At 66.1% G+C, this 18558-nt stretch carries 22 protein-coding genes; 8 read left to right on the forward strand and 14 right to left on the reverse strand.

The features are described from left to right. Positions 1-45 precede the first annotated feature (45 nt). Entirely contained in the window at positions 46-435 is a 390-nt protein-coding gene (locus tag AE618_RS20100; RefSeq protein WP_054210851.1) for a RidA family protein, read from the reverse strand. Between the two features lie 134 nt (positions 436-569). Further along, a complete protein-coding gene (locus AE618_RS20105) occupies positions 570-1754 on the reverse strand; it encodes a lytic murein transglycosylase (RefSeq protein WP_054210852.1) in 1185 nt (394 codons plus the stop codon). Between the two features lie 129 nt (positions 1755-1883). Here AE618_RS20105 and AE618_RS20110 point away from each other — a divergent pair, with 129 nt between their 5' ends. The 3 genes from AE618_RS20110 (at position 1884) to AE618_RS20120 (ending at position 3403) form a co-directional block, all read left to right on the forward strand. After that, the gene (locus AE618_RS20110; protein ID WP_156330388.1) at positions 1884-2144 is read left to right on the forward strand and encodes a SemiSWEET family sugar transporter; all 261 of its coding nucleotides are present in this window, start codon (positions 1884-1886) and stop codon (positions 2142-2144) included. Between the two features lie 66 nt (positions 2145-2210). Then, positions 2211-2567, forward strand: a complete 357-nt coding sequence (locus AE618_RS20115) for a DMT family protein (protein WP_054210854.1) — start codon at positions 2211-2213, stop codon at positions 2565-2567. A 59-nt stretch (positions 2568-2626) separates the two neighbouring features. Further along, the gene (locus AE618_RS20120; RefSeq protein ID WP_054210855.1) at positions 2627-3403 is read left to right on the forward strand and encodes a class I SAM-dependent methyltransferase; all 777 of its coding nucleotides are present in this window, start codon (positions 2627-2629) and stop codon (positions 3401-3403) included. Positions 3404-3416: 13 nt separating this feature from the next. On the opposite strand, the gene AE618_RS20125 is transcribed toward AE618_RS20120, so the two are convergent. The 3 genes from AE618_RS20125 to AE618_RS20135 form a co-directional block, all read right to left on the reverse strand. Continuing rightward, positions 3417-4406, reverse strand: coding sequence for a Gfo/Idh/MocA family protein (locus AE618_RS20125; protein ID WP_054210856.1), 990 nt, complete (start codon positions 4404-4406; stop codon positions 3417-3419). Positions 4407-4763: 357 nt separating this feature from the next. Then, the gene (locus AE618_RS20130) at positions 4764-5750 is read right to left on the reverse strand and encodes a Bug family tripartite tricarboxylate transporter substrate binding protein (protein ID WP_248310957.1); all 987 of its coding nucleotides are present in this window, start codon (positions 5748-5750) and stop codon (positions 4764-4766) included. A 110-nt stretch (positions 5751-5860) separates the two neighbouring features. Next, positions 5861-6781 (reverse strand): LysR family transcriptional regulator, encoded by a 921-nt coding sequence (locus tag AE618_RS20135; RefSeq protein ID WP_054210857.1) that lies wholly within the window; start codon positions 6779-6781, stop codon positions 5861-5863. Between the two features lie 105 nt (positions 6782-6886). Here AE618_RS20135 and AE618_RS20140 point away from each other — a divergent pair, with 105 nt between their 5' ends. Then, positions 6887-7972 carry a 4-oxalomesaconate tautomerase gene (locus AE618_RS20140; protein WP_054210858.1) on the forward strand — a complete coding sequence of 362 codons (1086 nt, stop codon included), beginning with the start codon at positions 6887-6889 and terminating at the stop codon, positions 7970-7972. A 505-nt stretch (positions 7973-8477) separates the two neighbouring features. Here the strand turns inward: AE618_RS20140 and AE618_RS20145 are convergent. From AE618_RS20145 to AE618_RS20160, 4 genes are all read right to left on the reverse strand, one after another. Continuing rightward, positions 8478-9602 carry a PQQ-dependent sugar dehydrogenase gene (locus tag AE618_RS20145; protein WP_054210859.1) on the reverse strand — a complete coding sequence of 375 codons (1125 nt, stop codon included), beginning with the start codon at positions 9600-9602 and terminating at the stop codon, positions 8478-8480. Between the two features lie 99 nt (positions 9603-9701). Next, complete coding sequence (locus tag AE618_RS20150; RefSeq protein WP_054210860.1) at positions 9702-10682, reverse strand: phosphatase PAP2 family protein; 981 nt, start codon at positions 10680-10682, stop codon at positions 9702-9704. Between the two features lie 147 nt (positions 10683-10829). Then, positions 10830-11804, reverse strand: a complete 975-nt coding sequence (locus AE618_RS20155) for a Bug family tripartite tricarboxylate transporter substrate binding protein (protein ID WP_054210861.1) — start codon at positions 11802-11804, stop codon at positions 10830-10832. A gap of 98 nt (positions 11805-11902) precedes the next feature. Next, positions 11903-12382 (reverse strand): YaiI/YqxD family protein, encoded by a 480-nt coding sequence (locus AE618_RS20160; RefSeq protein ID WP_054210906.1) that lies wholly within the window; start codon positions 12380-12382, stop codon positions 11903-11905. 347 nt (positions 12383-12729) lie between these two features. Here AE618_RS20160 and AE618_RS29070 point away from each other — a divergent pair, with 347 nt between their 5' ends. Together AE618_RS29070 and AE618_RS20165 are read left to right on the forward strand one after the other, a co-directional pair. Next, positions 12730-12858, forward strand: coding sequence for a hypothetical protein (locus tag AE618_RS29070; protein WP_282568523.1), 129 nt, complete (start codon positions 12730-12732; stop codon positions 12856-12858). Further along, positions 12855-13082: a hypothetical protein gene (locus AE618_RS20165; RefSeq protein WP_054210862.1), complete on the forward strand. Its 228-nt coding sequence runs from the start codon at positions 12855-12857 to the stop codon at positions 13080-13082. Before AE618_RS29070 ends, AE618_RS20165 begins: the two co-directional genes overlap by 4 nt. Positions 13083-13168: 86 nt before the next feature. Here the strand turns inward: AE618_RS20165 and AE618_RS20170 are convergent, their stop codons facing one another. Then, complete coding sequence (locus AE618_RS20170; protein WP_054210863.1) at positions 13169-13981, reverse strand: transglutaminase-like domain-containing protein; 813 nt, start codon at positions 13979-13981, stop codon at positions 13169-13171. Between the two features lie 228 nt (positions 13982-14209). Between AE618_RS20170 and AE618_RS20175 the strand changes: the two genes are divergently transcribed. Then, positions 14210-15412, forward strand: a complete 1203-nt coding sequence (locus tag AE618_RS20175; protein WP_054210864.1) for a pyridoxal phosphate-dependent aminotransferase — start codon at positions 14210-14212, stop codon at positions 15410-15412. After that, positions 15413-15835, forward strand: a complete 423-nt coding sequence (locus tag AE618_RS20180) for a rhodanese-like domain-containing protein (protein ID WP_054210865.1) — start codon at positions 15413-15415, stop codon at positions 15833-15835. 117 nt (positions 15836-15952) lie between these two features. Here the strand turns inward: AE618_RS20180 and trmD are convergent, their stop codons facing one another. The 4 genes from trmD to rpsP form a co-directional block, all read right to left on the reverse strand. Further along, positions 15953-16648 carry a tRNA (guanosine(37)-N1)-methyltransferase TrmD gene (trmD, locus tag AE618_RS20185; RefSeq protein ID WP_054210866.1) on the reverse strand — a complete coding sequence of 232 codons (696 nt, stop codon included), beginning with the start codon at positions 16646-16648 and terminating at the stop codon, positions 15953-15955. A 162-nt stretch (positions 16649-16810) separates the two neighbouring features. Continuing rightward, on the reverse strand, positions 16811-17497 hold the full coding sequence (locus AE618_RS20190; RefSeq protein WP_054210867.1) for an HAD family hydrolase: 687 nt from the start codon (positions 17495-17497) through the stop codon (positions 16811-16813). Beyond that, positions 17487-18011 carry a ribosome maturation factor RimM gene (gene rimM, locus AE618_RS20195; protein WP_197280838.1) on the reverse strand — a complete coding sequence of 175 codons (525 nt, stop codon included), beginning with the start codon at positions 18009-18011 and terminating at the stop codon, positions 17487-17489. The genes AE618_RS20190 and rimM overlap by 11 nt, the downstream gene beginning before the upstream one ends. Positions 18012-18192: 181 nt before the next feature. Then, a complete protein-coding gene (rpsP, locus tag AE618_RS20200) occupies positions 18193-18552 on the reverse strand; it encodes a 30S ribosomal protein S16 (RefSeq protein WP_054210868.1) in 360 nt (119 codons plus the stop codon). Positions 18553-18558: the final 6 nt, after the last annotated feature.

An 18558-nucleotide genomic window follows, 5' to 3' on the forward strand; every position in this document is an offset into this window, starting at 1 on the left:
GATTAGGGCGCGTGACGGCGACGCGCAAGCGTCGCGGGCGTGATGTCAGGGCCGCGTCAGCCGCGCCGTCACCTCGATTTCGATCTTCATCTCCGGCTTCAGCAGCCCCGCGATGACGTAGATCCCCGCCGCCGGACGAATCTCGCCGAAAACCTCGCCGCAAACCGTCAGCACCGGCTCGCAATAGCTCCGGTCGGTGACGAAATACTGCGCCCGCACGACCCGTGACAGCGAAGACCCGGCTTCCGTCAGCACGGCGTCGAGCGTGCGGAAGATGTTGCGCGCCTGTTCGGCGGCGTCCTCCGGCAGCGTCATGGTGACGTAGTCATAGCCGGTCGTGCCGGAGACGAAAACAAGATCGCCATCGATCACGGCACGCGAATAGCCGAAGGCGGTCTCGAAGGGCGAGCCGGTGGAGATCAGGCGGCGGGTCATCGGGCACTCCGGGGCGGAACCGGCCGTCATTCTCGGGCGGAGCGAAGCGCAGACCCGAGAATCTCCAGCAAGATGAACTCCAGAGCTTCCACGTCATGAGATGCCCGGGTCAAGCCCGAGCATGACGCAGCAGCCTAGACCCGCCCGCTCTTCAGCGCCCGCAGCACCTTCTCGCCTGGCCTTCCGGTCTGGTTCATCCCGATCTTGGCCTCGATCTGCTTGATCGCCGCCCGCGTCAGCGCGCCGACCGCGCCGTCGGGCTCGCCGACATCGAAGCCGCGCGCGATCAGCAGGCGCTGGAGTTCGCGGCGCTGCTCGCGCGAGAGCGGCAGGTCGTCGGTCGGCCATTCGCCCTGCACGCCCGGCCGGCCGCGCAGGCGGTCGGACAGAAGGGAAATGGCCAGGGCGTAGGAATCAGCGCCGTTGTAGCTGTAGGCGGCGTCGTAGTTTTTGAAGACGAGGAAGGCCGGCCCCTCGCGCCCGGCCGGCATCAGCAGGCCGGCATTGCCGGAGCCGCTCAAAGCCGAGCCGTCGAACTTGACGATCCCGCGCGCCGCCCAGGACGAGACCGGCTGCTTGGGGTTGCGGCCGGTCGGGCCCGAATAGCCTGACGGCACGCGCACCTCGTAGCCCCAGCTTGCGCCGGTGACCCAGCCGGCCTTGTCCATGAAGTTCGCGGTCGAATGCAGCGCATCGGGAATGGAGTCGACGAGGTCGCGCCGGCCGTCGCCATCGCCGTCGACGGCCAGCCGCAAATAGGTCGAGGGAATGAACTGGGTATGGCCGAAGGCGCCTGCCCAAGAGCCGAACAGCCGCTCGGCCCGCACGTCGCCGCGTTGGATGATCTGCAGCGTCGCGATCAGCTCGCCCTTGAAGAAGGCGTTGCGGCGCGGCGCCAGGCAGGCGCCGGTCGAGAGCGCCTGGACCAGCGGCATCTTGCCCCGCGCCTTGCCGAAATCGCTCTCGACGCCCCAGACGGCTGCGATGGTGTGGCGATCGACGCCGAAGCGCTGCTCGGCCGCGGCAAGAGTCGAGGCATGCTGGCGCAGCATGTTGCGACCTTCCGCGACCTTCTCGTCGTCGACGAGCGTGCCGAGATAGTCCCAGATCGGAGTCTTGAACTCCGGCTGGTTGTTCATCGCCTCGATCACCTTCATGTCCGGCTCGACGCCGGCCATGGCGCGGTCGAAGGTCGCGGTCGAGACGCCCTTGGCAGCCGCGTCGGAACGCAATCCCGACAGGCAGGACTGGAAGCTGCCTTGCGCAGAGGCGGCGGAGGCGATCAGGACGAGGGGAAAGGCCAGGATGAGGTTTCGCATGGTCTCCACCGAATCGCAGGAATGACGCGAAACTAGGGCGCACCGGTTAACGGAGGTTAACCATGCTTGATTTGGCGGCAGGCCGACGCGAATCGCATTATGGCGAAGCATCGCCCTGTGGACACCGTCATGTCGCCTGCCTCGATCGAGATCCTCGGCTTCGCCGCCGCAGCATTGACCAGCCTGTGCTGGCTGCCCCAGGCTTGGCGGACCATCCGCACGCGTGACACGAAGGCGATCTCGCTGTGGACGCAGTCTCTCTTCGCCGCTGGGACGGCGCTCTGGCTGAGCTACGGCCTCCACATCGGCTCCTGGCCGGTCATCGCCGCGAACGCGCTGACCCTGGGCCTGGTACTGCTGATCCTGTCGATGAAGCTGCGCTTCGGCTGAGCTGACGCCATCCGCAGGAACAGAGCCGGGAGCCGGGCGTTCCCGCTCGCCAAGAGGAGACTCTGGATGCCCCCCGTCACCACCGCCCACCTCCTCCCGATCGCGATGCTGTTCGGCTCCAACATCTTCATGACCTTCGCCTGGTATGGCCATCTCAGCTACAAGAGCACGGCGATCTGGCTCGCCATCCTGGCGAGCTGGATGATCGCGCTGCCGGAATACATGCTGGCGGTGCCGGCCAACCGCATCGGCTCGGCCGTCTATTCCGCCGCGGAGCTCAAGACCATGCAGGAGGTCATCACCCTGCTGGTCTTCGCCGGCTTTTCGGTTTTCTGGCTGAAGGAAAGCCTGACCTGGAGCCATGCGATCGGTTTCGCGCTGATCGCGGCCGGCGCCTTTTTCATCTTCCATGCGAAGGCCTGAGCGGCGGTAGATGCCCCGTGCCACGTGACAGCGCTCTGCCGCCTCGTCACAGTGGCGCGATGACTCACGATCTGAAGCCCGCCATCCCCTCCCCCGGCCATCCCGCTGTCGAGGCCTATCTCGCCGAGGGCTATGACAGCGTCGTTGGCATGTCCTCGCGCTTCGCGGCCGCCATCTGCGCAAGACTTCTGCGGCTCCAGACGCAGGAAGGGGTGACCGGCCCGATCGCCGAGATCGGAGCCTTCGAGGGCCGCTTCTTCATCGCACTCGCCCATGCGCTGGAACCGGGCGAGCTCGCGCTGGCGCTCGACATCTTCTCCTGGCCCGACCCGGGCGTGGAGCAGCGCTTCGAGGCCAATTGCGCCCGGCACGGCATCGGTGCGGAGCGCCGCCGCACGATCAAGGGCGATGCCGGCGCGATGGCGCCCGCCGACCTCCTCGCCCAGGCCGGCGGCGCCCCCTTGCGCTTCATCCATATCGACGGCGAACACTCGCGCGCCGCCCTAACCCGCGATCTCGCGCTGGCCACCGCCTGCCTTGCCGAGGGCGGGCTGATCGTCCTCGACGACATGCTTCACCCCGGCTATCCGACGCTGATGGTCGCGGTGCAGGCCTATCTCGAAGCCAATCCCGACATCGTCCCGCTCTGTGTCATCGACCGCGAGACCATCGTCGGCGCAACCAAGTTCGTGCTGTGCCAGCGCGCCTGGTTCGAGCGCTATCAGTCCCGCCTGCTGGAGATTTTCAAGGATTTCGTCTGGCCGCTCGGCGCCGATTTCGAGCCGCATTGGTGCCTGGTGCTGTCACAGGACACGCGGCTGGCGGAGATCGTGTGAGCCCAGGGGTCGATTACCCTGCGGCCCTCACACCATCGGCGAGAATAGCCTCGACGATCTCCTGAACGTCGAGGGCTTCAGCCAGCGTCGCGAGATGATGCGCCTGCCCACGCGTGAGCTTCAGCACCCCCTCGATCTGGCGCCTGAGTGCGATCGGGCGCGCATCCGCCTGCGACGGCGCGTCGGCCGCGGGCTCCCACGTCCCGTCGGGCAAGCGGCGTTCGGCGACCGACCAGTCGCAGAGCCGGACCGCACCGTGGTCGCCTTCCAGCATCCAGATGTTGTGGTCGTCCTTGGCAGTGGTGCCGACACTCCCCTTGAGGTCGACCGGGATGTCTCCGGCCATCAGCTTGGCTTCGATCGTGCGCTCCGACCTCCCAGTCTCCGGGAACACCACACTCGCGGAAAGACCATGCAACGGCCCGAGCAGCCTGCGGCTCAGGAAGAGGAAATGCGACACGACCTCACGGGTGAACCCGCCCTGTTGCCGCCCGTCCAGCCAGGCAGCGGCATCGGCCTGCCAGGAGCGAGGCCAGGTCGCGAAGGCGACCTCGATCGTCACGCGCGAGGCCTTGCCGACGGCGCCCTGCGCGATCCAGTCCATCAGCGTTGCGACAGCAAGCGAGGAGGCGAAGGGAAAGTTGACGGCCCCTCTGTCTCCGGCTTCCGCAACGAAGGCGCGCGCCTCGGCGACATCGACCGCCAGCGGCTTCTCGCAAAAAACGCTCCTGCCGGCGGCAAGGGCGGCGCGGGCATGACCGAGATGGGAAGCCGGCGGCGAGGCGATGTAGACGCAGTCGCTGTCGGCGATGATCGCAGCGGCGTCGGTCAGCCGCGGAACCTGCGGGAACGTCGCCGCCATGCGCGCCATGGCCGATGGCTCCGGATCCCAGATACCGCTGACGTTCACCAGCGGAGGCGACTGGTCGAGAATGGCGCGCAGCAGCCGCTCGCCCATGATGCCTGCGCCGATGATTCCAATCGAAAGAGTGCCGTCTTGCATCGCCTGAGATTCCCAACCCTGAGCCGGGAAGCGCGGTAGCAGGTTTGCGGCCGGCACACGAGCATCTGGCGACCCACCGCCGCGAAGCGCCCGGTTGATAAGCACTACCGCTTCGCGCCGACTTCAGGCCCAACCGCGCCGGCCTGACCCTCTGCACCTTTCCATCGGTTTCATCGCTGAGCAGATAGATGAAGCCGTCCGGCCCCTGCTGGACGTCGCGGATGTGCAGGCCGCGCCCGACAGGGCGCGATGGGGCCAGTCGGACAGCCGCCGCGCCCCTTGCCGATCCGGACGCTGATTGGTCGATGCCGAAGGGAATGTAACCTACCAGCCATGCCGGACGGCGAGACCTCAGCGTCAGATCGAGATGTTCGTGCTTTTGACCAACCGAGCCCAGCGCTCGGACTCCGCGCGCATCATTTCCGCGAAGGCTGCCGGTTCGTTGCCGATTGGCTCTGCCCCTTCGTTTCGCAGGCGCTCCCTGATCGTGTCGCCGTTGATCGTGCTGACGGTGGCGTCGCGAAGAGCTTTGACGATTGGGTCAGGTGTACCCTTCGGAACGACGAGCCCGTACCAAGCGGTCGCCCGATAGTCAGGCCAGCCGAGTTCCGCCACCGTGGGTGCGTCGGGAAAGAGCTTGGCGCGCTGCGGACTCGTAACCGCCAGCAACCGCACCGCTTTGCCTTCGATGAGGCCGAGCACCGACGGAACGGTGGTGACCATGAAGTCGGTCTGTCCGGACAGGAGGTCGGTGAGAGCGGGACCGGCTCCACGATAGGGAACGTGAATGGCCTCAAACCCCGCCGTTCTGGCGAGCAACACAGCGGCGAGATGGCTTGCAGAGCCATTTCCAGCTGAGCCATAGGTGAGCTTTCCACCGTTCTTCTGCGCGTGGTCAATCAGGTCACGCGCGGTCTGGAATGGCGATTTCGGCGCCACAACCAGAGCAAGCGGCGTGTCCGAAATCAAGGTCACCGGATCAAAGGCCGCCAGCGGGTCGACTTTGACATTCTTGAACAGGTGCGGGTTGACGACCATCGGCCCCTGGTTCGCGAGAAGAACCGTGTAGCCGTCCGGCGGCGAAGACGCGGCCTGGGCCGTGATGAGGTTGCCACCCGCTGATCCATTGTTCTCGACGACCAGTGATTGACCGAGCCTTTCGCCTATGCCCTGCGCGACGAGGCGCGCGATCGCATCCGTGCCGCCGCCGGCTGCATAGGGGACGAGTAGCTTCATCGGCCGCGACGGGAAGTGTTGAGACCATGCGCTCTTGCTGAGCGTAGTGCTTGCCCCGAAAGCGGCGGCGCCGAGGAACAAGGTCCTGCGCGTCGGATGCATCGTCATTCGTCCCTCCTGATTCAGGGCGATTGATGGCCCCGTTATGAGTATCTCTTTCGATTCAAACGAACAGTTTGGGAAATGCGATAGTTGTCCGAATTGATGCGATTAAAACATCAATTGCTCGGGCGTGATTCCGGACTTGCACTCCAAGTGTGGATCAGCATGTCTCTGAACCGCTGTGCAGCGGGTGCCAGACGTGCCTTTCGGCGCTCAACCAGACCAATGGTGCGCGAGACCGATGGTGTGCCAATGATTTTGGTCGCAATGACAGGGTGATCACGTGGTGGCGTAGCGAGCCGCGGCAGCACAGACACGCCGAGACCACGTTCGACGAGCCCCAGCGACGTCGTGAGATGGTTGACCTCGAATTTGAAGGTCAGTCCGATTCCTTCCTTCGCCAGAGCACTTTCTAGGATCATGCGATTGCCACTGGCGCGGCTGACTCCGATGAGTGTCTGGTCAGCAAGATCCTTCCACGCCAGTTCATTTCGGGCGGCCAAGGGGTGGTCGCGCCGGCATGCGAGCACGAAAGGATCCTCGACAAGCGGGGTGAAGGCCAGATCCGGATCGGAACTGCCGAGAAGATTGATGCCGAACTCGGCTTCACCGCGGGCGACACTCTCAAGACCGTCATTCGCCGAGAGATCCAGGATGCGGAAACGGATCAGCGGATAGGTCGCGCTGAACGACTCGATGGCGCGCGGCAGGAAGTAGAAGGCTGCGGTCGGGACGCAGGCGATGGTGACCTGTCCGACCTGTCGACCGGCGACGCCGGTGATGCCCAGCAGGGATTCCTCGAACTCATCGAGCAGGCGACGCGCCAGCGGAGCGAAGGACCGGCCCACGCTCGTGGGGCTGACCCTTCGTGTCGTTCGCTCCAGCAACGGAGCCCCTACTGCGGCTTCAAGAGCCTGGATGCGGCGGGACAGCGCGGGCTGCGAAATGTTGAGCATCTCGGCCGCTTTGTGGAAGCCGCCCAACTCAAGAACAGCGAGAAAGGCTCGGATATCGAAAAGTTCGAAATTGATGCGCATTTCATATCAATGATCGAATTTTTCGCATTTCACAACATGATCAGCGTGACGGATACGGATTCCTGACACGGTCAATCACGGCTTCAGCCGCAGGGAAGAGCCTCCATGGCAATCCACCTTCGCATCCCCTGCACCCTCATGCGAGGCGGCACATCGCGCGGGCCGGTTTTTCTGTCGACTGACCTCCCCGTTGACCCCGATCTGCGCGACGAGGTGCTGCTGTCAATCCTCGGCTCAGGTAGTGAACTGCAGATCAACGGGCTCGGCGGCGGCAATCCCTTGACGAGCAAGGTCGCCATCGTAGGGCCGCCGACACATCCCGACGCGGATGTCGACTATCTCTTCGCTCAGGTGAAAGTCGTCGAGCGAGTGGTCGACACCTCTCCCAACTGCGGCAACATGCTGTCGACCGTCGGCCCTTTCGCCATTGAAAAGGGGCTCGTCGTGGGCCAGGCAGATCGCACGCGTGTGGTGATCCATAACGTCAATACGGGCCAACTCGTCGCCGCCACGGTGCAGACACCCAAGGGGAAACCGGTCTATGACGGCGATACCGTTATAGACGGCGTGCCCGGAAGCGGCGCCCCGGTCGAACTCGAGTTTCTGGGCGTCGCTGGTGCCAAGACGGGAAAGCTGCTTCCAACGGGCTCTGCCATCGATATGATCGCGGGGGTCAAGATCTCTTGCATTGATGCGGCGATGCCGCTGGTCGTGATCGAAGCCTCGGCTCTCGGGAAAACGGGGAGCGAGACGCCGGCCGAGCTCGATGCCGACCGAGCGTTCATGGATCGATTGGAACGCATCCGGCTGGAGGCCGGCCGGTTGATGGGGTTGGGCGATGTGTCCGATCTGGTTATCCCCAAACCCGTTCTGATCGGGCACCCGCAGAACGGCGGCACCATCACCGCGCGCTACTTCATGCCGCATGCTTGCCACAAGGCATTCGCTGTCACCGGCGCTGTCGGGCTTGGCACGGCCTGCGGAACGCCTGGGACACTGGCGCATCGCCTTGTCGGGGATGCCAGCCTGCCACGGCGCGTGGTCATCGAGCACCCGTCGGGGCGCATCGAAGTCGCGATCGACCGACGGGGAAGTGCAGCTACCGCGGCCGTGCTCAGAACGACAAAACCGATCCTGGAAGGCATCGCCTTCGCTCAGGTTTCTGGTCGCCCGGTCATCCTGGCCGCCTGAATGACATTGACCAGGTGCTGGGACTTCAACGTCAGCCGATCGGAGGAAATGGATCGCCGACAGCGGCTCTGCCTGGCAACCCACTCGACGCAAACCATGATCGCGAAAGACCAGTAGCGATAGCCGTGCATCAGCTTGCGCGTTACGACATAAAGGGATCGTCTCGGAAAATGCACCGATAGGGAAGTGCGCCGTTTTGCCTTCGGGCATCGCACCCTGCGACAGCCCATTGCGTTCAGGCGCGTTGCCAGCACGATCTCCAAAATGCGGCGACCGGGCCAGCTTGTCGGTCGAACCTGATCAAGGTGTCTTCCGAGCGGCCGAATTTCTCTTGCACGTCATGGCTTGCCATGTGGCGCCGCCAATAGGGATTTGAAGCCCGTCGCGACCGGCTCGCGGCGACGGCGACACGCTCGATACCGTTCGCCTCGATGACGCAGGCAAGTCACGCGACCCTGATGTGCTGGCGTTCGACTTCAGCGCTGGAAAGCCTGACGATCGACCGTTAACGCGCCGGCCGCACCCTGAGCACTTTCCCATCCGCCGCATCGCTGAGCAGGTAGAGAAACCCATCCGGACCCTGCCGGACATCGCGGATGCGCAGGCCCAGCCCCTCCAGCAGACGCTCCTGGCCGGTGACGGTCTCGCCCTCCGTCGAAAGCCTGACCAGCATCTGGCCGGCGAGCGCCCCGACAAAAAGCGAGTTCTTCCAGGCCGGCCAAGCCGCGCCGGTGTAGAACGCCGCGCCAGAAGGCGCGATCGACGGATCCCAGTAGAACAGCGGTTGCTCCATCCCGGCCTTGGTCGTGCCCTCGCCGATCTTTGCGCCGGAATAGTCGATGCCGTAGGTGATCACTGGCCAGCCATAGTTGCGGCCGGCCTTGGGCGTATTGACCTCGTCGCCGCCGCGCGCCCCGTGTTCTGCCGTCCAGAGTTGCCCCGTCTCCGGATGCAGCGCTGCGCCCTGCACATTGCGATGCCCGATCGACCAGATCTCCGGCTGCCAGCCTGCGACCTTGGGATTGTCCTCCGGCGCGCCACCCTCGGGACGAATGCGCATCAGCTTGCCGATGTGGTTGCCCGGGTTCTGCGCCTGGTCGCGCTGGCTGTAGCGATCGCCCACGGTGACGAAGAGCGCGCCCGTCCGGTCGAACACCAACCGCGAGCCGAAATGCATGCTGCTGTTGATCGCCGGCATCTGCTGGAAGATGACCTTCGTGCCTTCAAGGGCCGTGCCACGCTCGTTCAGTCGGGCGCGGGCGACGCTGGTGCCGTTTCCGCCGGCGCGTGGCTCCGAGAAGGACAGGTAGATCGTCCGGTTCTGCGCGAAGCCGGGATCGAGGACGACGTCGAGCAAGCCGCCCTGACCGCGCCCGGCGACATTGGGCACGCCGGTGATCGGCACCGACAGCCGCCCATCCGCACCGACCAGCCGCAACCGTCCCGGTCGCTCGGTCACGAGCATGCGCCCATCCGGCAGGAAGGCCAGCCCCCAGGGGTTCTCGAGCCCGCTCGCCACCGTCTCGACCGACAGTTCGCCCGCGCTCGACGCAAAGCGCTGCTGGGCGGCGGCGGGCGCGGCTGCGGCGAGCGCGACGGCAAAGGTCAGGATGGGGGTCGATATCCGCATGGCAGGGCTCCCGCAGGCTGAACGTAAGCCTCCGAGATAGGCATGCCGCATGCCTGCGCCAACCACGAAACCCTCATCACCCCGCGGCTGCCGGCCGGATCAAGTTTTGGCGAAGACCTTGCCGAAGACCTGCGCTTGGCCGATCGGACGCGGCGCATAGGCCTCCGCCGGCCGCGGCACCAGCATGCGCCGCGCGACGACATGCGCGACGCCGGCGATCGCCAGGCCGGCAAACACATCGACGAAGTAGTGCCCGCCATCGATCGGCGTCGCCACGATCATCCCGACATTCAGGACGAAGAACGGCCAGCGCAGCAGCGGATGGCTCCAGGCTGCCAGGAGCATGATGAGCCCCAGCGCCGCGTGATAGGACGGGAAGGTGATGATCCCATGCGTGCGCGTCGTGTCGAAAACGAAGGCCTCTCGCGAATGCAACGCCAGGACATCGGGCAGATGGACCAGCCCGGCGGCAGGACGAAGGTTCGGATAATCCGCAGGAGTGAGCTTGAGGTATTCGAAGATCGAAACTGCGGGCAACAGGCCCGACAGCGCCACCGTGGCAATGCCCGAGATGATCATCGCCAGGATCATGATGCGCGCCGCAATACCGCGGCCACAGAAGCAAAGCAGGAGCGTCAGCACGAGGCCCTGATGCATGTATGTTTTGTAGGCGAAGGTCAGCGGCGGCGCGAGCCAGGCATGACGATCGAGCCAGGCCAGCCAGGCCAGCCAGTCCAACCCCAGAGCGAGATCGAGCTGGTGGAAGGCTGAGTCCTGCATCGGGAAACCCATCGTGACCACAAGATAGGAGGCCAGAGCCGTCGCGAGCGGGAACACGAGGCTTTGACCCACGCAGTCGAACGCGCACGCAATCTTCGGCTCGGATCGTCGGGTGCCGTAATACCGACCGGCACCCGCGAGCGCCAGACCGATGGCGAGCGGCGCCATGAACGGCAGCGGCTCGATCGTCACCTGCGTGAACGGCACCGCGAGCAGGCAGATGGCGAGCAGGCCGAGGATCGCGCCCCAGACGAGCCGCGAGGCCCGCCCCGTCTCCAGTTCATCCGTTCCGTCCAGCATCCGTCGCTGCTCCGCATCGCCACGGGCGCCACTGTCGCGGATAGGCGTTTGCGTCAGGTCAACGCGATTGGTTAAAAATCGCGGAATTTGCAGCAAACAGATTGGGAAATGCCGATCGCCCGCGTTGCGAACGGCAATTTCAAGCCATCACTCCGGCTTGACGCCCGAGGCCTTGATGATCGCCTCCCAGGTGGCGATCTCCTGCAGATGATACGGCTTGAACGCAGTCGGGTCGCGCAGCTTCATCGTGAAGCCGAGCTTGAGGATCTGCTCGGTGACGACCGGCTTGGCAAGTGAGGTCAGGATTGCCTTCGACAAGATCTCGAGCACTGGCGCGGGCGTCGCCGCCGGCGCGAAGAAGGCGGCCCATGAATCGGCGTCGGCATTGCTGACGCCCTGCTCGCGCAGCGTCGGGATGTCCTTGGCGCGCGGATTGCGCTCCGGGCTTGCGATGGCGAGCGCCCGCAGATTACCGGAATTGATCTGCTCGAGCACGCTCGGCAGCGTCGAATTGGCGATGTCGATGCGCCCGCCGATGATCTCCTGCACCAGCGGCGCCGCCCCTCTGAAGGGCACATGCGTCATCTTGATGCCGGCGCGCTGCATGAACAGCTCCATGGCGAGATGCGAGCCGGAGCCGACGCCGGTCGAGCCGTAGTTGAGCTTGTCGGGATCGGCCTTGGCGAGCGCGATCAGTTCCTTGATGTCCTTGGCCGGCAGGTCCTTGCGCACCACGAAAGCGTGCTCGAAGGCACCGACACCGGCGAGCGGCGCGAAATCCTTGACCGCGTCGTAGCCGGGGTCCTTCAGCAGGAACATGTTGTTCCCATGCGTCTGGTTGTTGCCGAAGATGATGGTGTAGCCATCGGCCGCACCATGCGCGACGGCGCGCGTGCCGACCGCGCCCGAGGCCCCGGCCCGGTTGTCGACCAGCACGTTCTGGCCGATCGAGGTCGTGAGGTCCTGCGCGACGAAGCGCGCGATGGCGTCGGTCGGCCCGCCCGCCGGATAGGGCACGACGATGGTGATCGGCTTGGCTGGAAAGCTCTGCGCCGAAACGAACGAAGGAGCGAGAACGGCGCCGGCCATCAGGCCGAGCGTGGAACGGCGGGTCAACGACATGAATTTCCTCCCGGGCGGCCCGATTTCGAACAGGCTTGGCGCGAGCTTTAGGGAGAAAAGCGTTCTGCGTAAAGCGCTTGCAGGAAACGCTCTCGCGCTCAGCCCGCTATGAACCCCGCCCGCTTCAAGCGCTGGATCGCCAGGTCGAGCGCTTGCAGGAAGGCCGAGCGATCCTTGGGCGAGAACGGCTTCGGCCCGCCGCTCGCTGCCCCCATCGCCCGCAGATCCTCCATCATGTCGCGCGTCGCCAACGCCATGCCGATCGAGGCGTCGGTGAAGGGCTTGCCGGTCGGGCCGATGACCTCCGCGCCGGCCTTGATGCAGCGATCGGCCAGCGCGATGTCCGAGGTGATGACGATCGCGCCGCGGGCGACGCGCTCGGCGATCCAGTCGTCGGCCGCATCGAACCCGCCCGAGACGATCACGCGCTCGATCCAGGGCTCTCGCGGCAGCGCCATGAAGCTGTTGGCGACGACGAAGACGTGCAGGCGATGGCGCTCGGCGACCTTGTAGATCTCCGGCTTCACCGGGCAGGCGTCGGCGTCGACATAGATCGCGATCGGCGTGGCTTCGCTCATGGCGACGAGCGCATCGCAGGACCGCGCAAGAGGCGCAAGCGGCAAAATTACCCGCAGGGCGAGACCGCCCCCGTGATGCGGCAACCCGCCTGCGAGAAAGCGCGTGCGTACGCTCTCGCTCTGCCCTACGCTGACGGCCTGCTTCGACATGACGAGGCCCGGTTTCCGCCGGGCCGGCCGCGGCAGGCGAAAGCCGCCCCCATGATCGAACCTCGCCCCCGCGACCCGTTCGACCCAGGCCAAGCGTTTCACCCAGGCCAAGCCTTGCAACCTAGGCCATGCCTGACGACAGCCTCAACGAACGCCGAGGCGCGCTCCCGCGCCGTTTAACCGAAGGGAACACCGACATGTCCAAGGAACAGCGCGGCAACCGCGAAGCCAAGAAGCCCAAGAAGGACAAGCCCAAGGTCGCGGCCGCAGCACCCTCGACCTTCGCGGCGGTCGTCGCCAAGGCGGCGGGGCCGAAGAAGAAATGATCCGCTTCAAGACGATCGACCCGGCCGAACAGGCCAAAATGGCGGAGAAGGCGGCGGAGAAGGCTGCAGACAAGCCCGTCGCCAGCGTCGCGCCGCCGGCTCCCGAGCCGTCCGAAACTGGCGACGCCGTCGCTGAGGAGCCTGCGGCCAAGGGCAAGGGGATGACCCGCAAGGCCCCGCTGCGCGCCAAGAAGCCCGACGCAGCGCGGCTGTTTCGGGACTGACAGGCGCAGCCGACAGATCTGCCGTCATTCCGGGCGCAGCACGAGCCCGGAATGACCGCGCGGCTTGATCTCGACGACGGGCGCGCTCAGCCCTCGACCACCTCGTCGGTCCAGACCTTGAACCCCGTCAGCGTGTTCGGCCCGAAGGTCGTGGCGATGGCGACGTCCGCTGCGTCGCGGCCGCGCGCGATCAGCACCCGGCCGATGCGCGGCACGTTGTTGCGCGGATCGAACATCTGCCAGCCGCCTTCGAGATAGGCCTCGAAGGACGCGGCGAAGTCGCCCGGCGGCCAGGGCGGCGGCGTGCCGATATCCCCGAGATAGCAGGTGCAGTAGCGCGCCGGGATGTTCATCGCCCGGCAGAAGGCGATCGCCAGATGCGCGTAGTCGCGGCAGACGCCCCGACCCTCCTGATAGGCGTCTGAGGCGGTCCGCGTGACGCTCGCATCGTTGTAGTTGAAGGCGATGCGCTGGTTGACGAAATCGCAGATCGCCTGGACGCGCGGCGCGCCGGGCTGCGTATGTCCGAACAATTGCCAGGCGAGGTCGAGCAGCCGGTCGGAATCGCAGAACCGGCTCGCCAGCAGGAAGACGATGGCCTCCTCGGGCAGGCGCTCCACGGGAACCTGGCCGGCGCTGCGGTCGAAGGCTTCCGGCAGGCCGCTGTCGGAGATAACCGCGTCGGCTGTGATCCGCATCGGCCCCTGCGGCGCCAGCAGCCGCGTACACCAATTGCCGAAGCTGTCGCGATAGGCGCTGATCGGCACGGACGGCTGGATGCGCATGTAGTCGGGCGTTTCGAGATCCGAAAACCGGCTGAAATGCACGTTCAGCATCAGGATGACCGGTGTCGGTTGCGGAAAATCGTAGTCGAGCTCGTATCCGATCCTGAGTTTCACGCGATGCTTTCCGCGCGTCGATTGCGCGCTGTGACGGGTGGCCCCTCAGCCTGCCGGACCACCATGCACGTTTCCGGCCAGCATCGACAGGGGCCATGCGATGCCCGTCAATTCGCTTCGCTGCTGGGACCGATCACGCACTCTTGCTTGCGATGGGCAGCCATGAGTCCTAAACCACGCCCGCGCCTGAGCAACGGCGCGTCCCGTCCGAGATCCGGAGAACCTCCCATGGCCTTTCTTGCCGACGCCCTGAAGCGCGTGAAGCCGTCTGCGACCATCACCATCACGCAGAAGGCGCGCGACCTGAAAGCGCAGGGCAAGGACGTGATCTCGCTCTCGGTCGGCGAGCCCGATTTTGACACGCCCGACAACATCAAGGAAGCGGCCATCGCCGCCATCCGCCGCGGCGAGACCAAGTACACGCCCGTCTCCGGCATCCCCCAGTTGCGCGAGGCGATCACCCGCAAGTTCAAGCGCGAGAACGGCCTCGACTACAAGGCCAATCAGGTCATCGTCTCCACCGGCGGCAAGCATGTCATCTACAACGCCCTGCTCGCCACGCTGAACCCCGGCGACGAGGTCATCTGCGTCTCGCCCTACTGGGTCAGCTATCCCGAGATGGTGGCGCTCTGCGGCGGCACGGCGACCTTCGCCGAGACCAAGATCGAGAACGAGTTCAAGCTCCAGCCGGAAGAGCTCGAGCGCGCGATCACGCCCAAGACCAAATGGGTGATCCTGAACTCGCCGTCGAACCCCTCGGGCGCCGCCTACAGCCGCGCCGAGATGAAGAAGCTCACCGATGTGCTGATGCGCCACCCCCATGTTTGGGTGCTGACCGACGACATGTACGAGCACCTCGTCTATGGCGACTTCGAGTTCGTGACGCCGGCCCAGGTCGAGCCCGGCCTCTACGACCGCACGCTGACCATGAACGGCGTCTCGAAGTCCTACGCCATGACCGGCTGGCGCATCGGCTACGCCGCGGGCCCGCAGCATCTGATGAACGCGATGGACCTCGTCCAGGGCCAGCAGACCTCGGGCACCTCGGCGATCTCGCAATGGGCGGCCGTCGAGGCTCTCGACGGCACGCAGGAGCATCTGCCTATCTTCAAAAAGGCGTTCGAGCGCCGCCGCGACCTCGTCGTCTCCATGCTGAACCAGACCCGCGGCCTGGTCTGCCCCAAGCCGGAAGGCGCCTTCTACGTCTATCCCGATTGCTCGGCCCTGATCGGCAAGACCATGCCCAACGGCAAGGTGATCGAGACCGACGAGGATCTGGTGATGGGTATCCTCGAGAACGAGGCGGTCGCAGCCGTCCACGGCTCGGCCTTCGGTCTCGGCCCCAACTTCCGCATCTCCTACGCCACCTCGGACGAGAAGCTGGAAGAAGCCTGCCGCCGCATCCAGCGCTTCTGCGCCGAACTGCGCTGAGTGACCCTGCGCGGCCTGCCGCGACGGCTATTTCTGGCCGGGAGCTTCACGCTCCCGGCTTCTTTCGTTCTGGCGCAGGCGAGGTCCGCGCTGTCGGCCCGCGAGGCCCATGACGCCGCCCGGGCCGGCACACTCCTCCTCCTCGACATCCGCGCACCCGAGGAATGGCGCGACACCGGCATCCCCCAGGGCGCGATCGCACTCGATGCCGAGACGCCCGGTTTCGAGGTCAGGCTGGCGGGCCTGCGGCTCGACCATCGCGGCAAGCGCATCGCGCTGATCGACCGCAGCGGCGGGCTCAGCTCTTCGCTGCGTGAGAAGCTCGCCGGACGGGGCTGGCGCGAGATCGTGGCCGTGCGCGGCGGCATGCTGGGCCCGGGCGGCTGGCTGGCGGAGGGACTGCCGGTGGTGGCTTATCCGTGAGGCCCCGTCATGCTCGGGCTTGACCCGAGCATCTCAGGCCGCGTGCGAACCAGTGCCTTTTTCCGCCTGAGATTCTCGGGTCTCCGCTGCGCTTCGCCCGAGAATGACGCGTGCGGCTCAGTCGCCGCTCCGGTCCTTCAGCAAATCCGGCCGCCGCTCACGCGTAATCCGCTCCGCCTCCGCCCGCCTCCACCGGGCGATGCGGGCATGGTCGCCCGAGAGTAGCGCCTCGGGCAGGCCCCGCCCCTCCCATTCGCGCGGACGGGTGTAGTGCGGATATTCGAGCAGGCCGTTCTCGAAGCTCTCGTCCTCGCCCGAAAGCTCCTTGCCCATCACGCCGGGGATCAGCCGCACGCAGGCGTCGAGCAGGACCAGCGCCGCCATCTCGCCGCCCGACAGGATGTAATCGCCGATCGAGACCTCGATCAGCCCGCGCCCCTCGATCACCCGCTCGTCGACGCCCTCGAAGCGCCCGCAGACGATGACGACACCCTCGCCTGAAACCCAGTCGCGCACCTGGCGCTGAGACAGCGGCGCCCCGCGCGGCGACATCAGCAGGCGTGGGCGCGTATCCTGCGCCGGCACGGCGGCATCGATCGCGGCGCCCAGCACGTCGCAGCGCAGCACCATGCCCGCCCCGCCGCCGGCCGGATTGTCGTCGACATTGCGGTGGCGCCCGATGCCGTGGTCGCGGATCTGATGCGTTTCCAGCGACCAGAGCCCCCGGCGCAAAGCCTCGCCCGCCAGCGAGAAGCCGAGCGGACCGGGAAACATCTCCGGGTAGAGGGTGAGGATGGAGGCGCGGAACGGCATGCGGGAACCTTACCGGACGAGAACTGAAAACGCGTCGTCATTCCGGGCGAAGCGCAGCGAAGACCCGGGATCCATGCCTGAACCGTTCCGGAATGGATCCCGGATCGGCGCGGCTTTCGCCGCTTGTCCGGGATGACGCCGTGTTCCTCGATACGATCGCTCCTAAGAGAAGCGCAGCGCCGGCAGCCCTTCCAGCGCCGTGAAATCGGTCGCGCTGGCGACGACGTTGTCGAAGCCGGAGAAGGCATCCGCGCCGAGCATGGTCAGGATCGCGACCGCCCGCATGCCGGCGCGCCGAGCGGCCTCGATGCCGTTGGGCGCATCCTCGAAGACGATGCAGTCCTCGGGCGCGACCGCCATCCGCTCGGCGGCGCCCAGGAACAGGTCGGGATTAGGCTTGCCGCGAAAGCCCTGGCTCGGCGCGATGATCGTCGCGAAGCGCGAACGCAGCCCCAGCGTGTCGATCACCACCTCGATATTGCCCGGAGGCGCCGCCGAGGCCACCGCCATCGGGATGCCCGCCGCATCGGCGCGGGCCATCAGGGTGAGCAGGCCCGGCAGGGCGGCGACATGGGGCCGGTACGCCTCGCGGTAGAACAGCTCCTTGTCATGGCCGAGACGGGTGATCTCGTCGGGGCCGGCTGCGGGAAAGAGCGGCCGCAGGATCTCGTCGGAGGCCATGCCGGCCGTGCGATGGAAGAATTCATCGGCGTCGAAAGGCAGGCCATGGGCCGCGAGCAGCTTGCCCCAAGCCGCCTCATGATAGCGCATATTGTCGACGATGGTGCCGTCCATGTCGAAGATCAGGGCGCGGGCGGGCACCTCGCGCGCAAGCGTCTCATTCGTCATCGTCGGCCTCGAAAAGCCCCTCGGGCGGAACCGCCTCGATCCGCCGGGCAGCGATGTCGATGCGCGGCGCGAACGCCTTGGTGAAGGGCATCAGGACGGACCGCCCATCGGGCGTCTCGATCTCGAGCAGGTCGCCGGCACCGTAATTGGCGACGACCGTGACGGTTCCCAGCGTCGCGCCGTCCGGACCGACGACGGCACAGCCGATCAGATCCGCCTGCAGGAATTCGTCCTCGTCGTCGGGCGCAGGGATTTTGTCGCGCGCGACGTAGAGCTGCACGCCGTTGAGGCTTTCGGCCGCCTCGCGGCTGGTGATGCCCTTGAGACGGGCGACCACGACCTCCTTGGCCGGCCGGATCTCGGCGATCTCGAAGCGCCGCCCCTTGTCGTCGGACAACGGCCCGTAGTCGGCGATCGCCAGCGGATCGCCGGTGAAGGCCTTGATGCGGACCTCACCCTTGATGCCATGCGCGGCGCCGATGACGCCGAGCAGGACGAGCTTGTCGTCGCTCATCGAGAACACACAGGGCGCGCGACGCTGCTCCCTCCCCCCGCTTGCGGGGGGGAGGGCTGGGGTGGGGGGCAGTGCCGCTCGGCGCCACGACCGAGGTTCGTGCACTGGCTTTGCGCCCCCCCATCCCTAACCCTTCCCCACCGCGAGCGGGGGGAAGGGGACCGGGCGCGCCCCGTCACTCTCACGCCTCGGCTTCAGCCGGGGCGGCGCTCTTGGCGGCGTTCTTCTCGGCGCGCTCCTTGGCCTTCTCGCCGGGAACAGCCTTGTTGGGGTTGTTGCGAGCGGGGCGCTTGGCGATGCCGGCGGCGTCGAGGAAGCGCAGCACGCGGTCGGTCGGCTGGGCGCCCTTGGCGAGCCACTCCTTGGCCTTCTCGAGATCGAGAACGACGCGGTCGGGCGAATCCTTCGCCTTCATCGGATCATAGGAGCCGATCTTCTCGATGAAGCGGCCGTCGCGCGGCGAGCGGGCATCGGCAACGACGATGCGGTAGTAAGGGCGCTTCTTGGCGCCGCCACGGGTCAGGCGGATCTTGAGGGACATTCTCGT

Source organism: Allobosea vaviloviae, from assembly GCF_001298265.1.
GTDB lineage: Bacteria > Pseudomonadota > Alphaproteobacteria > Rhizobiales > Beijerinckiaceae > Allobosea > Allobosea vaviloviae_B.